Origin of the sequence: Bacillus haynesii, from assembly GCF_001969855.1 — a bacterium.
GTDB lineage: Bacteria > Bacillota > Bacilli > Bacillales > Bacillaceae > Bacillus > Bacillus haynesii.
The window spans coordinates 137,751-152,060 of sequence record NZ_MRBL01000006.1 but is presented as its reverse complement, the minus strand read 5'-3'; the positions used below and the strand labels follow the sequence as shown (position 1 = coordinate 152,060).

Here is a 14,310-nt window from a genome sequence, read left to right as displayed (position 1 = left end):
TCTGTTACCGGTAACAGAATTTAAACTATTGTAACCGCTTTCTATCGAGGATTACAATTGTCTCAGATTCTAAGATAGAAGGGGGAAAAAAGATGCAACATTTAAAAAAAGGATTTGTAGTCCTGCTGGCGTCAGTTCTGCTGTTCGGTCTTGCCGCCTGTTCAAGTTCAAAGGAAACGGGAGGCAGCGGCGGGAAAAAAGTGCTCACCGTGTCTGTGGAAGAGGTCTATAAACCTTACGTCGAAAGCATAAAGGAAGGTTTTGAAAAAGAGAATGATGTGACAGTCAAAATCGTTGAAAAGCCGATGTTTGATCAGCTTGAAGCGCTTCCTCTTGACGGCCCGGCAGGCAATGCGCCCGATGTCATGCTTGCGGCATACGACCGTATCGGCGGCTTAGGGCAGCAAGGGCATTTGCTGGAAGTCAAACCGTCTGATACAAAAAGCTTCGGCGACAAAGAAATGCAGCAGGTGACGGTTGACGGAAAAGTCTACGGAATCCCGCTTGTTATTGAAACTCTCGTACTCTATTACAATAAAGACCTGTTAAAAGCGCCGCCAAAAACCTTTAACGAACTCGAGGATTTAACAAAAGACAAGAGGTTCGCTTTTGCTTCTGAAAAAGGAAAATCGACCGCTTTTCTTGCGAAGTGGACGGACTTTTACATGTCATACGGTTTAATGGCCGGATACGGCGGATATGTATTCGGAGCTGACGGCACGGATTCCGGAGACATCGGTCTGAACAACAAGGGAGCCGTGGAGGCGGTGGAATACGCCGAAAAATGGTTCAGTGAATATTGGCCGAAAGGCATGCAGGATAATACGAGCGCTGACGATTTTATCCAGCAGACCTTTATGGACGGAAAAGCAGCGGCTGTTATCGGAGGCCCTTGGTCGGCTTCCAATTATAAAGAAGCTGGTTTGAACTACGGCGCAGCGAAAATCCCGACATTGCCGAACGGAAAAGAGTATGCCCCGTTTGCAGGCGGAAAAGGCTGGGTCGCCTCAAAATATACGAAAGAGCCGGAGCTTGCTGAAAAGTGGCTTCAATATGCCGCAAATAACGAAAGCGCTTACCGTTTTTATGAAGATACGAACGAAGTCCCGGCCAACCTCGTTGCGCGAAAGAAAGCAGGGGAGCAAAAAAGCGAGCTGACGTCGGCGGTCATCACGCAATACGAAACGGCGACTCCGACTCCGAATATTCCGGAAATGGCCGAAGTGTGGACAGGTGCAGAAAGCTTGATATTTGACGCGGCAGCAGGGAAAAAATCGGCTCAGGAATCAGCGGATGATGCCGTGCGCGTGATCAAAGAAAACATTCAAGAAAAGTATGTGAAATAAAACGGCGGTTTTAGCGTCCGGAAGAATAGAGGGCGAAAAAAATGAACAAAGACCAAACACTTGCAAAACGGAGCCGGAAGGCAGCGCTGTTATCGATAATTCCCGGTGCTGGCCAGATTGCAAACCGGCAGTTTTCAAAGGGGATCCTTTTTCTTGTCATCACAGGCTTGTTTATTTGTGAGTTAGCGGTTTTCGGTTATCAGGCGCTGATCGGTCTCGTGACGCTGGGGACTGTCCCGGGGGAAGACCACTCGCTGTTTCTCTTGATTGAGGGCACGCTGCAATTGATTTTGACGATCGTTTTTCTGATGTTTTACATCTTTAATCTGTATGATGCCCGGAAGACCGCCGCGATGAAAGCGGCGGGTTTGAAAATCAGCGAGACGGCTGGGGACATGATCAGGAATGCAGGTGACAAAGGGTTTCCGTATTTATTTACGCTGCCGGCATACCTCATGATGGTGTTTGTGATTATTTTTCCGGTGCTGGTGACTCTGTTTATCGCGTTTACAAACTACGATTTTTATCATATTCCGCCTAACAGTCTGATCGACTGGGTCGGCTTTAAAAATTTCATGAATATCTTTTTCCTTGGCTCGTATCGGCAAACATTCGCTGATGTACTGGGCTGGACGATCATCTGGACGATCTGTGCAACGACGCTGCAAATTGTTCTCGGCATCGTGACGGCGCTGATCGTCAATCAGAACTTTATTAAAGGCAAGCGGATGTTCCGGATCATCTTCCTGCTTCCGTGGGCCGTTCCGGCATTTATTACGATTATGAGCTTCGCCAACATTTTCAACGACTCGGCGGGCGCGATGAACGTTCAGGTGATCCCGCTTTTGAACCAGCTTCCGTTCGTCGACATCCCGGCTGTCGCATGGAAGACCGATCCGTTCTGGACGAAGACGGCTTTGATTATGATCCAGACGTGGCTCGGTTTTCCATACATTTATGTCATGGTGACGGGGGTGCTTCAGGCGATTCCCGGAGAGCTTTATGAAGCGGCAAAGATTGACGGCGCGACATTTATTCAGCGCTTTAAACACATAACGCTGCCGATGATTTTATTTGCGACCGCGCCCGTGATGATTACCCAGTATACGTTTAATTTCAATAACTTCTCGATCATCTATTTATTTAATGAGGGCGGTCCGGGGAGTGCGGGGGCCGGAGCCGGGTCAACCGATATTTTAATATCCTGGATCTATAAGCTGACGACGGGGACGTCGCCGCAGTATTCCGTGGCGGCTGCTGTCACACTGCTCATTTCTTTCATTGTCATCGGGGTTTCCCTGATTGCTTTTAAGAAATCGAATGCCTTTGGCAATGAGGAGGTCATGTAGATGAGAGGGATTTTAAAAAATACGCGGTTCACCGGGATGCTGAACAAGGTTTTGACCTATATATTTTTGACGTTTTTAAGCATCGTGATTATTTATCCGCTTTTGATCACGGCATCATCCGCATTTCGGGTCGGGAATGTAGCGGCTTTTACACTCGATTTTTCGGGCGCATGGACATTGGACCACTTTAAGCGGCTGTTTGCAGAGACGCTTTACCTCAATTGGTACGGGAATACGCTTGTGATCGCGTTGTCCGTTATGGTGTTCCAGGTGACGATCGTGACGCTTGCCGGCTATACGTACAGCCGCTACCGGTTTGCGGGCCGAAAAAAAAGCCTCATTTTCTTTTTGATCATTCAAATGGTGCCGACGATGGCGGCGCTGACCGCTTTTTACGTCCTGGCCATGCTGATCGGAGCTTTGGACCAATATTGGTTTTTAACTGCAATCTATATCGGCGGCGGAATTCCGATGAACACATGGCTGATGAAGGGCTACTTTGATACAGTACCGAGAGAAATCGATGAAGCGGCGCGGATTGACGGAGCGGGGCACCTGCGGATCTTTGCTTCGGTCGTTCTGCCCCTTGTGAAACCGATGCTTGCAGTCCAGGCGCTGTGGGCGTTTATGGGGCCGTTCGGCGACTATTTGCTGGCGAAATTTCTGCTTCGTTCGCCGGAAAGCCTGACTATCGCCGTCGGTTTGCAGACATTCATCTCCAATCCGCAGCAGCAAAAAGTCGCGCTGTTTGCAGCCGGAGCGATTCTTGCAGCTCTGCCGATTTGCATCTTGTTCTTCTTTCTCCAAAAGAACTTTGTGTCCGGTTTGACATCCGGCGGAACGAAGGGATAAACCGATGAACGACATGCGAAACGAAAAGCTGATCGGCCGCTTTCTTAAAGCAGCGGCATCACCGGCGGGCGTCATGCGCTGCAAACATGCATTCAGCTGGCTCGACATTTCTTTTCTGTTTATGTTTTTGTCGGCTTGTTTAATGGCGCCCATGACGATTGCGTTTATGAAAATGGACCGCTTCAATGCCGGGTATCTGATGCCGAACGTTGTTCAAGAGGCTGACGCGGCATTCATCAAGCAATTAAAAGGCTACCAATTGACAAACGGAAGATTGACAGGTGCAAATGAGCTGTACCTTGTGGAAAAAGGGAGAACCTTGCTGGCGGTCGATTTGAAGCATGAATTGAAAACAAGCGGTGAGAACGGGCGAATAAAGGCGGAAGGCTATCAAAACGCCCTCATCTTTCAGTCAGATCATCTGATCATCAGTGATCAAAATGGAACGGGGTTTTCTGTTCGCTATCCGGCAAAGGCCGGGCAGAATGATCTGGATGGCGGCCATTTGGGGGATTTTATCGGTGCAATGTGGTTTGCCCAATATAAGCCGCTCATCATCATGCTGGCCTGTTCGGCGGTTTTCATCATCTCGCTTTTTTTAACGGCCGTTCTGGCGGGAGGCATCTGGGTCTCCAAAAAATCCAACATGACCGGGATAAGGTCGTTTAAGGAAGCGGCCGCAACGGCGGTGTGCGGATCAGCGCTTCCGGCAGCAGCCGCAATGGCTTTCGGTATGATCCGCTTTGACTTCATCGTGATGCTGCTCATCCATTCATGCGGTAGTGCTTTGATGGTCTCTTTCATCTTCAGGCATATATTCAAAACCGGCCATCACAACGAAAATCTACAGTCAGGAGGAAATCATGGCAAATCAGCGGCTATTTGAGATCGACCAGTGGAAAATCAAAACAAACAAATTTGAGAAGGAACATAAACGCCTTCAGGAAAGTCTGACATCCTTGGCGAACGGCTATATGGGAATCAGGGGGAATTTTGAAGAAAGCTATTCAGGCGAAAGTCTCAAAGGCACATATATCGCAGGGGTTTGGTTCCCGGACAAAACGCGTGTCGGCTGGTGGAAAAACGGCTATCCCGAATATTTCGGGAAAGTGATTAATGCGATGAACTTCATCGGAATTGATGTATATGTAGACGACGAAAAAGTCGACCTCAATCAAAACGATATCGAATCGTTTGAATTGGAACTCAATATGAAAGAAGGCATCTTGCGGAGAAGCGCTGTCGTTCGTGTGAATCAAAAGGCTGTCAAAATTTCGTCGGAGCGCTTTCTTAGCCTTGATATCCAGCAGCTGTGCGCGATTCATTATGAAGCGGAATGCCTGAGCGATGAGGCGGTCATCACGCTTGTTCCTTATCTTGATGGAAATGTTGCAAATGAGGATGCCAATTTCGAAGAGCGGTTTTGGCAGGAAGAAGCGAAAGGCGCCGAATCTCATCGCGGCCATCTCGTAATGAAAACGATTGAGAATCCGTTTGGAACCCCGCGATTTACGGTGGCTGCTTCTATGTGCAACGTGACAGAAGGATATGCCAGCGAGCATTTTCAAACGGATGCGATGTACGCGGAAAACCGCTACTGTTACGAAGTGAAGCCGGGAACAAAGGCTTCTTTAAAAAAATTGATCATTGTCACTACGTCCCGGGACTTAGAAGAAGCGGAGCTTTTAGTAAAGGGCAGGGCGCTTTTGGCTGATGTTCTCCGGCAGGGATATGAAGAAGCGAAGCGGAGACATACCGAACATTGGATGGAAAGGTGGGCAAAAGCGGACATTGAAATTAAAGGGGATGATGAGCTTCAGCAGGGCATCCGGTACAACCTCTTTCAGCTTTTCTCGACATACTACGGAGCCGATTCGCGCTTAAACATCGGGCCGAAAGGATTCACCGGCGAGAAATACGGCGGAGCCGCCTACTGGGATACTGAGGCGTACGCCGTTCCTGTGTATTTGGCGACGGCCGAGCCGGAGGTGACGAAGAACCTGCTTTTATACCGCTATCATCATTTGGAGGCAGCTAAACGGAATGCCGCCAAACTGGGGCTGAAAGGGGCCCTTTATCCGATGGTGACCTTCACAGGCGATGAATGCCACAATGAATGGGAGATCACCTTCGAAGAAATTCACCGCAACGGCGCGATTTGTTATGCGATCTATAATTATGTCAATTACACAGGCGACCGTGACTATATGAAAGAATACGGGATAGACGTTCTCGTCGAAATCAGCAGATTTTGGGCGGACCGCGTCCACTTCTCAAAACGAAACAACAAATATATGATCCACGGCGTCACAGGACCGAATGAATATGAAAACAATGTCAACAACAACTGGTATACGAATTTGATTGCGTCGTGGACGCTTGAGTATACGCTCGAAAACCTCGCTATCCTCCCGGAGGAAAAACGCCGCCGGCTTGATGTACAGGAAGCCGAAATCGAGAGGTGGAAGGATATCATCGCGAGAATGTACTATCCATACAGTGAGGAATTAAATATTTTTATTCAGCATGATACATTCCTGGATAAAGAGCTTCAGGCAGCGGATGAACTTGAACCGGATGACCGCCCGCTCTATCAGAATTGGTCATGGGACAAAATTCTCCGCTCCAGTTTTATTAAGCAGGCGGATGTTCTCCAAGGCATTTATTTCTTTAATCATCGATTTACGATGGAAGAAAAACGGCGCAACTTTGAATTTTATGAACCGATGACGGTTCATGAATCGAGCCTCTCGCCGTCTATCCATGCGGTGCTGGCGGCTGAGCTCAAAATGGAAAAGAAAGCGCTCGAACTGTATAAGCGTACAGCGAGGCTTGACCTCGATAATTACAATCATGACACAGAGGAAGGGCTTCATATCACATCGATGACCGGAAGCTGGCTCGCCATCGTGCAAGGATTTGCCGGCATGCGAACCCGGGATGAGGCGCTGTCGTTTGCTCCGCTTTTGCCGAAGGAATGGGACGGTTATTCGTTCAACATCAATTATCGAAACCGGCTAATCAATGTGCAGGTCGAGGAAAACAGCGTCGTCTTCAACCTTTTAAAAGGAGATCCGCTTTCCATGACAGTTTATGGAGAGCAAATCGCACTGAACGGACGGTATGAAAGGAGGATGCCCGATGAGCCAATGGTGGAAAGAGGCAGTCGTGTATCAAATTTACCCGCGGAGTTTTTATGATTCCAACGGAGACGGATTCGGTGATTTGCAGGGCGTGATTCAAAAGCTCGATTACATCAAAAGCCTCGGAGCCGATGTGATCTGGCTGTGTCCTGTATTTGATTCCCCGCAGGATGACAACGGCTACGACATCAGCGACTACAGAAGCATATACGAAAAGTTCGGGACGAACGATGATATGTTTCAATTGATCGATGAAGTGCATAAACGCGGAATGAAAATCATCATGGATCTTGTCGTGAACCACACGTCTGATGAACATGCCTGGTTTGCCGAAAGCCGCAAGTCAAAGGACAATCCTTACCGTGATTATTATTTTTGGAAAGATCCAAAGGCGGACGGTTCAGAACCGAACAATTGGGGATCGATCTTTTCAGGATCGGCATGGACGTTCGATGAGCGGACAGGGCAGTATTATCTTCACTACTTTTCGAAAAAGCAGCCTGACTTAAACTGGGAGAATGAAGCGGTTCGCCGGGAAGTATACGATTTGATGACATTTTGGATGGACAGAGGCGTGGACGGCTGGCGGATGGATGTGATCGGTTCCATTTCCAAATATGTCGACTTTCCCGATTATGAAACAGATGACAGCCGTCCTTATGTCGTCGGCCGCTATCATTCGAACGGCCCCCGTCTGCACGAATTTATACAAGAGATGAACCGGGAAGTGCTGTCCCGTTACAACTGCATGACGGTCGGCGAAGCAAACGGCTCAGATGTTGAAGAAGCAAAAAAATATACGGATCCAAGCAGACATGAGCTGAACATGATTTTTACATTTGAACATATGGATATTGATACTAAACAGCATTCGCCGAATGGGAAATGGCAGATGAAGCCGTTTGATCCGATCGCTTTAAAAAAGACGATGACGAGGTGGCAGACCGCTTTAATGAATGTCGGCTGGAATACGCTTTATTTCGAAAATCATGATCAGCCGAGGGTCATATCCCGCTGGGGTAATGACCGCGAACTGCGCAAACAATGCGCCAAAGCATTTGCAACGGTCCTGCACGGTATGAAGGGAACCCCGTTTATTTATCAGGGAGAAGAAATCGGCATGACAAACAGTAAAATGCCGCTCGAGATGTATGATGATCTCGAAATCAAAAACGCATACCGAGAACTTGTCATTGAAAATAAAACGATGACAAAGGAAGACTTTCGAAAAGCCGTGGCGAAAAAAGGGCGGGATCACGCGAGAACGCCGATGCAATGGGATGACGGAAAACACGCGGGCTTCACAGCTGGAGAGCCTTGGCTGGCGGTAAATCCCCGCTATCAAGAAATCAATGTGAAAGAATCGCTCGCCGATGAAGATTCGATTTTCTATTATTATCAGAAGCTCATCGGGCTGCGCAAACAAAATAAAGTCATCGTATACGGAGACTACCGGCTGCTGCTCGGGGATGATCCGCAAATCTTTGCGTATACCCGCGAATATCAGGGCGAAAAGCTGTTAGTCGCCGTGAATTTGTCAGAAGAAAAGGCGCTGTTTCATGCTCCGCCGGAATTGCTTGAAGACAAGTGGGATGTGCTGTTGTCCAATTACGCCCGCGAGCGGCTTGATATAAGCGGCAGCATTGACATGGAGCCTTATGAAGCTTTCATGGTGATCAGCCGGGCAAAGGATTCAACATCATGAAAGCGGTCATTTTTGACTTGGACGGCGTGATCACGGATACGGCCGAGTATCATTATCTCGCATGGAAACATACTGCCGAACAAATCGGCATTGAGATTGACCGGAGCTTTAATGAACGGCTGAAAGGCATCGACAGAGAGCAGTCGCTTGACACGATATTGATTCACGGCGGTGCAGCCGGAAAGTATCGGGATGCGGAGAAACAAGAGATCATGCGCCGGAAAAACCAATACTACCAACAGCTGATCCAAAACTTGACCCCGCATGACCTGTTGCCGGGAATCGCCGGGCTTTTTGCCGGATTAAAAAGGGAAAATGTAAGCATTGCGTTAGCTTCGTCAAGCCGAAACGCGCCCGCTATTTTGGAACGGCTCGGGGTCATGGACGAATTTCAGGCTGTCGTTGATCCGGCCTTGCTTGCTCGCGGAAAGCCCGACCCCGAAATCTTTTTGACGGCCGCAGCGCTGCTCGGTGTGCCTCCTTTAGAATGTGCAGCAATCGAAGACGCTAAAGCCGGGATCGCCGCGATCAAATCCGCAGGGATGTTCGCGGTGGGAGTCGGTGATGAGTCATCGATGCGCGGGGCCGATTTGAGCGTGCGCAGCACAAACGAGCTGACATTTGAGCTGCTGAAGGAAGGATGGCAGCGCTGTTGCTGCATAAGGGAAGAAAAATGAAAAGCAACCCGAGAATCATAAAATGACAGGCCGCCGCTGGCGGCCTTATTTGCAATCAGGGAAGGGGAAGGAAAGATGAGGATCAGGGCGTTCGGCTGTCCGGAGACGTTTTTGGCTCATACTAAAGCAGACCTTTTAAAGAATGAGGCGGTCAGTCCGCCGCTTGGCATCCTTTATGCATTGAGGAGAAACAACGGCAGTGCGGATGTTTTATTAACGGCAGAAAATGAGAGTGGGCTTTAGATGATTGTTTCGGGGGACTTGATGTTGGCCGAAGAGGCAGGGCCGTTCAGATATGCGTTTTGCTGTTTATACACCGATCTTAGCAACCCGACTTCATCAGGCGATTGGATACCGTCCTGTTGCAGATTCTATCGCCTGCGCTTTTCATGAAAAACAGCCTAATCGATCCCTTTAAAAGGATGATTAGGCTGTTTGCTTATTGAGGCATTTGCAATTTGACAAATTTCCGTTTGCCGACTTGGATGATCATGTCGTGTTCGGGTGCAATGTCCGCATGAATCGCTTCCGCTTTGACGCCGTTGATTTTAACGCCGCCGTTTTGGATCATTCGGCGGGCTTCGCTTTTGGAAGGGAGGAGTCCGAGCGTCACCAATAAATCGGTGACCGGCACCGTTTCTTCACCTTGCCAGTGTACGGCCGTTATATTGTCCGGCGCGCTGTTTTGCTGAAAAACTTGTTTAAACTGCTGTTCTGCCGCTTCGGCCGCCTTGCTTCCATGATACATGGTGACGATGGTTTTCCCGAGCAGCATTTTCGCGTCTCTCGGATGAACGGCCCCCGTTTCCAAATCCTTGACAAGGCGTTTTTTATCCTCCGCCTCCAAGTCGGTCGCAAGATGGATATATTTTTTCATCAAACTGTCCGGAAGCGACATCGTTTTCCCGAACATTTCATGAGGGTCTTCATCGATGCCGATGTAATTGTTCTTTGATTTAGACATTTTTTCAACGCCGTCAAGTCCTTCAAGCAGCGGCATGAGAATGACGACCTGTTTTTCTTTTCCGTACTTTTCCTGAAAGTGTCTGCCCATGAGCACGTTAAAATGCTGATCCGTTCCGCCCAGTTCGATATCGCTGTCCAGAACGACTGAATCATATCCCTGCATCAAAGGGTAAAAGAACTCATGAAGCGAAATCGGCTTTTGTAAGGCGATTCTTTCTTCAAAATCATCGCGTTCCATTAAACGGGCGACGGTAATTTTGCCCGCGAGTTCAATGACGTCTTCCAATGTTAATCGTTTAAGCCATTTGGAGTTGTAGTGAAGTTCGACCTTGTTCTGATCAAGCACTTTTCCAAACTGTTGAAAGTATGTTTCGGCATTGCTGCGGACTTCTTCGTCTGTCAGCTGTTTCCTGGCGGCGGATTTTCCTGTCGGATCGCCGATTTTTCCTGTGAAATCCCCGATCAGGAGCTGGACGATATGTCCGTTTTCCTGAAATTGGCGCAGCTTATTCAAGACGACGGTGTGGCCCAAATGAACGTCAGGCGCCGACGGATCAAGGCCAAGCTTAATTTTCAGCGGTTCGCCGGTCAAAATCGATTTGGCCAGCTTTGCCCGCAGTTCTTCCGGGGGAATCACCTCCTCCGCTCCGTCCATATATATGTGAAGCTGCCTTTCGACTTCCCGCTTCTCTGCAGTTGTCAGTTGATCAAATTGTTGTTGCTGCATGATAACTCCTCCTTTTTTTGTATAAAAAAAGAGCCTCATCCCGATAAGGGACGTGGCTCAAATGCACGCGGTACCACCCTGATTGAAGACTTTCATCTTCCGCTCAATTTCAGGTAACGGTTTCCCGTTCTTTGCTACTTGAAGGTTCACAAAGAAAGCTCAGGGAGGTAATTCACGTCTGTCTTTGTACCGGCTCGCACCAGCCGCCGGCTCTCTGGAACAGGGAGACAGTCCGCTACTTGTTCCCGTCGTTGCTTATGATTGATGAAGATTGTCGTTCACTTTTCGAAGGAGCTCGATTAATGTATTCTGCTCCTCTTTTGTCATGCCCTTGATCAGCATTGTTTCCCCTTTGTGGAACGCGGGATAGAGCTCTTCAATAGCGGCTTTTCCTTCGGATGTGATCTCGGCGAATACGTGTCTGCGGTCTCTCGGATCCGCGCTTTTTACGCAAAAGTTCTTTTTTTCAAGCGTTTTAATGACATTGCTCGCAGTGGCTGTTGAAATGCCTGACAGTTCAGCGAGTTTTCTCGTTTCAAGCCTGCCCCATACCCATAGATCGTAAAGAATCGAAAAAGCCGTCCATGACAATTGATATGAGGAAAGGATCTCGGTCTCCATTTTGACGCGGAGCTTTTGCGCTGACCGGTAAAGGTTGGTGGCAACCGAAATGGCTTCAAGATTCAAGGACTCGATCGGCATGCGTTTCAGCTTGATGAGTGTGTCGTGTTCTTCCTGTCGAAGATGGGGGGATCTATCCAAATCGTGACGCCTGCCTTTTTATTTTCAGAATCATTAGCTATGAAACGAATTTTAACAGATGGTTTTCGTCAATGCAAGCCCTTTTTTGATATGACGAGAAAAGCCGGCATCATGATGATGACCGGCATTTGTTTCAGCTATTTTTTGGTGATCTGTTTGCGGCGCACTTCAATCCGATCCCCTTTTTGAACGTTGGCATACTGTTTTTTCGAGACGAGGACGGCATGTTCTTTTCCGTTTTGATCTTCAATCAACAGCCAATATCTTTTTTCTTTTCGTTCAGAGAGCGCTTTTTCTTTGATTCCGGCGGTGCGGAGCATGCTTTTTTGTTCTGCTGTATATCCGCCCGTGTGGAAGATCATCCAGTATGGAAAGTAGTAATTCAAAAAGGCTGATCCAGCAGGATTTTGATTGAGTGTTTGCTTGATGCTCCCTTTATACAGGGCATTGGACGGCAATGTCCGCTGAATGGCGTTGAACTGACTGCTCTTGTTTAAATATCGTTGGCTCGCAGACTGTTTCAGATAACTGCGCATTCTCTGGTTGACTGAACCCACACGTGTTTTTGGAGAGCTGTTATTAGCCGAGGAACTCGAAGCCGTGGCTCCGGATGTTCCATTGCTGACTGCTCCCTCTGCTTGAGCAAAAGGCAGCAAGAGAGACAGCGCCATGATCAAAATAAGAGGAGCGCTTTTTTTCTTCATTGTTCATCACTGCTTTTTTGTTCCACTTTATCTTTGACGACGCCCTCAAGCGGCTCCTGGTCATATTTGATGTATGGGGGACGGTAGATGAAGGCTTCATGATCACGGATTTTAATATAAGGCTGCTCGACATTTTCGACATTTTCTACATATTTTTTGAAAGTCTCCGTCTTTTCTTTTCCATTTTTCACGTATGATGCTTTCAGTAATGGTGCATTGTCGGATTCGCTGTCATTCACGTAATCAAACCATACGAGATCGTATTTTTGAATGGATTGGTCTTCTGCGACCTCCTGTGAACGGTCTGAAGCGGATGATGAACATCCTGATAAGGGAACGGTGAAAAGCATCGCAGCCGCGGATAACGAGATCAATTTCGATTTTTTCACTGTGATCATCCTATTCATTTCGGTTTTCTCTTTTATATACGAACGATCCGGGCAAAGGTGTCATCTATTCATAATAGTTTGGCAGAAAACCGGGCGTAACAATTGCATTTTAAACGTAAACAAACTGTAAAATACCATTTCTATGAAAAAAGGTATAATTTGAATGTCAGAAAAAAATCCCATTCACGGAGGATACTTTTATATGAAGAAGATACTTTTTTCTGTTTTTGTTTTGGCAGGCAGCTTGCTATTGGCATTCAATTTTGCCGGTGAAGCGAGTGCTAAAACGAAAAAAGTCAGCGGCTACATCACTTGGTACAACGGCGTAGGCAAAGTCGGCGCTGACGGCAAAAGGCTCGGCCATTGGGACTGCGCCACAAAGATGGGCTTCGATGTTCCGAGAAAAGGCACAAAAATAAGAGCCTATTCTAAAGCAAAACCAAAGAAAGTCATTACAGTCTATAAATATGATGTCGGCAGAATGCCGGGCGCTGTTTTGGATGTAAGCCCGAAAGCTTTTAGAGCTTTGGGATTTCCGACAAGCAAAGGAAAGGTCGCCGGACATTATACATATAAAAAATAGGAGAGATGAAGCAAGAAAAATCGTTTTCTTGCTTCTTTCAATTGGCGGGGTCGAATATGAAAAAAGTTTTGGTGTTTTTGTTGGCGGCAGTCATTTTAGTCGCAGGCGCATTTGCGGCCGTCCGCTATTTCGTCCCGGAAAAAGCGGAGCCGGCAAAGAGCGGCGGTTCAGATCTGCTCGTATCGATAACCGATCAGAAGCTGATGACCGCTTACTATGAAAATCAAAATAAGCTGTATGAAGAAAAGATGACGGATTACCCGGCTATGGTATTAGACCGGAAAAAACGCATTCTTTATTATACGAACACCGATAACAGCAATGTGAAGCATTTGATCAGACTGGATTTACAGTCGGGCAAAAAAACAACCCTATATTCAGGTGATGAATATGTCGACGGGCTCAGTTTATCGGCGGACGATTCGAAGCTGTTCATGAGATACAACCTTGCGGAGGAGAGGAATTTTCACCTCGCTTCCTTTGATTTAAAACAAAAGGCGTTTCACGTCATCTATCCATCGTTAAAAAACAAGGACGAAAGTGTCAGCTACTATCAGTACAACAAAGCTAACAATCAATTCGCTATGCTGCATTATTCATTGAAAGAAGACTATCAAAAAACCGATGAGGCGAACAGCAAAGGCGTACCGCCCGAACCGACGAATATGAACATTTCTCTGGCGGATGAGAAAGATCAGGAAAAGGTGAGAACGATCGCAAAATTTATCAATGACGTGGCAATCTCACCGGATGGAAAAACGATCGTCTTTACTGAATCGGCTGATGATCAGAAGGCGATTTATGCGATGGATGCCGAAACGAAGAAATATAAAGCGATCATTTCAGATCAGCGGGCATTTTCATTAGTCGACTCGGCACAGCCGCAATTCTCGAAAGACGGGAAAAAACTTTACTTTCTCGCTGAAGCAAAAGATGCGAAGCTGCTTGAAGATGAAACGGGGAGCGAAGCAAGGGTGAGAACGATTTATTCGTATGATATGGATACGAATAAAGTGAGCAAAGCCTGGGAGAAAACAAACGGGATCATCAACACCTTTACCGTCATTGATGAATAAACGACGATCAGCCGGCACAAACAGACTGTGC

The 14,310-nt window shown here is 47.5% G+C and carries 14 protein-coding genes and 1 other annotated feature; of the genes, 10 read left to right on the top strand and 4 right to left on the bottom strand.

Annotated elements, in window-relative coordinates:
* Positions 1 to 92 precede the first annotated feature (92 nt).
* The 8 genes from BTA31_RS06665 to BTA31_RS22840 all read left to right on the top strand — a co-directional run bounded on the left by BTA31_RS06665 (position 93) and on the right by BTA31_RS22840 (position 9,315).
* Entirely contained in the window at positions 93 to 1,346 is a 1,254-nt protein-coding gene (locus BTA31_RS06665; RefSeq protein ID WP_076790107.1) for an extracellular solute-binding protein, read from the top strand.
* Positions 1,347 to 1,387: 41 nt separating this feature from the next.
* Positions 1,388 to 2,695, top strand: a complete 1,308-nt coding sequence (locus BTA31_RS06660) for a carbohydrate ABC transporter permease (protein WP_076790103.1) — start codon at positions 1,388 to 1,390, stop codon at positions 2,693 to 2,695.
* The gene (locus BTA31_RS06655) at positions 2,696 to 3,547 is read left to right on the top strand and encodes a sugar ABC transporter permease (protein ID WP_076790100.1); all 852 of its coding nucleotides are present in this window, start codon (positions 2,696 to 2,698) and stop codon (positions 3,545 to 3,547) included.
* Between the two features lie 4 nt (positions 3,548 to 3,551).
* A complete protein-coding gene (locus BTA31_RS06650) occupies positions 3,552 to 4,433 on the top strand; it encodes a DUF1189 domain-containing protein (RefSeq protein WP_076790097.1) in 882 nt (293 codons plus the stop codon).
* The gene (locus tag BTA31_RS06645; protein WP_076790092.1) at positions 4,411 to 6,747 is read left to right on the top strand and encodes a glycoside hydrolase family 65 protein; all 2,337 of its coding nucleotides are present in this window, start codon (positions 4,411 to 4,413) and stop codon (positions 6,745 to 6,747) included. The genes BTA31_RS06650 and BTA31_RS06645 overlap by 23 nt, the downstream gene beginning before the upstream one ends.
* Complete coding sequence (locus BTA31_RS06640) at positions 6,689 to 8,395, top strand: glycoside hydrolase family 13 protein (protein ID WP_076790087.1); 1,707 nt, start codon at positions 6,689 to 6,691, stop codon at positions 8,393 to 8,395. Before BTA31_RS06645 ends, BTA31_RS06640 begins: the two co-directional genes overlap by 59 nt.
* Positions 8,392 to 9,072: a beta-phosphoglucomutase gene (pgmB, locus tag BTA31_RS06635; RefSeq protein WP_076790083.1), complete on the top strand. Its 681-nt coding sequence runs from the start codon at positions 8,392 to 8,394 to the stop codon at positions 9,070 to 9,072. Before BTA31_RS06640 ends, pgmB begins: the two co-directional genes overlap by 4 nt.
* Before the next feature lie 75 nt (positions 9,073 to 9,147).
* Positions 9,148 to 9,315, top strand: coding sequence for a hypothetical protein (locus BTA31_RS22840; protein WP_158039107.1), 168 nt, complete (start codon positions 9,148 to 9,150; stop codon positions 9,313 to 9,315).
* 196 nt (positions 9,316 to 9,511) lie between these two features.
* Here the strand turns inward: BTA31_RS22840 and tyrS are convergent, their stop codons facing one another.
* The 4 genes from tyrS to BTA31_RS06615 all read right to left on the bottom strand — a co-directional run bounded on the left by tyrS (position 9,512) and on the right by BTA31_RS06615 (position 12,629).
* Positions 9,512 to 10,765 carry a tyrosine--tRNA ligase gene (gene tyrS / locus BTA31_RS06630; protein ID WP_076790080.1) on the bottom strand — a complete coding sequence of 418 codons (1,254 nt, stop codon included), beginning with the start codon at positions 10,763 to 10,765 and terminating at the stop codon, positions 9,512 to 9,514.
* A gap of 43 nt (positions 10,766 to 10,808) precedes the next feature.
* Positions 10,809 to 11,026: a binding site (T-box leader), on the bottom strand.
* A complete protein-coding gene (locus tag BTA31_RS06625; RefSeq protein WP_239693149.1) occupies positions 11,021 to 11,467 on the bottom strand; it encodes a MarR family transcriptional regulator in 447 nt (148 codons plus the stop codon). (Overlaps the previous feature by 6 nt.)
* A 197-nt stretch (positions 11,468 to 11,664) precedes the next feature.
* On the bottom strand, positions 11,665 to 12,231 hold the full coding sequence (locus BTA31_RS06620) for a hypothetical protein (RefSeq protein WP_076790074.1): 567 nt from the start codon (positions 12,229 to 12,231) through the stop codon (positions 11,665 to 11,667).
* A complete protein-coding gene (locus BTA31_RS06615) occupies positions 12,228 to 12,629 on the bottom strand; it encodes a hypothetical protein (RefSeq protein WP_239693148.1) in 402 nt (133 codons plus the stop codon). Before BTA31_RS06615 ends, BTA31_RS06620 begins: the two co-directional genes overlap by 4 nt.
* A 193-nt stretch (positions 12,630 to 12,822) precedes the next feature.
* On the opposite strand from BTA31_RS06615, the gene BTA31_RS06610 reads away from it, so the two are divergent.
* Together BTA31_RS06610 and BTA31_RS06605 are read left to right on the top strand one after the other, a co-directional pair.
* Positions 12,823 to 13,203: an RlpA-like double-psi beta-barrel domain-containing protein gene (locus BTA31_RS06610; protein WP_020450411.1), complete on the top strand. Its 381-nt coding sequence runs from the start codon at positions 12,823 to 12,825 to the stop codon at positions 13,201 to 13,203.
* Between the two features lie 56 nt (positions 13,204 to 13,259).
* On the top strand, positions 13,260 to 14,279 hold the full coding sequence (locus BTA31_RS06605; protein ID WP_076790258.1) for a PD40 domain-containing protein: 1,020 nt from the start codon (positions 13,260 to 13,262) through the stop codon (positions 14,277 to 14,279).
* Positions 14,280 to 14,310: the final 31 nt, after the last annotated feature.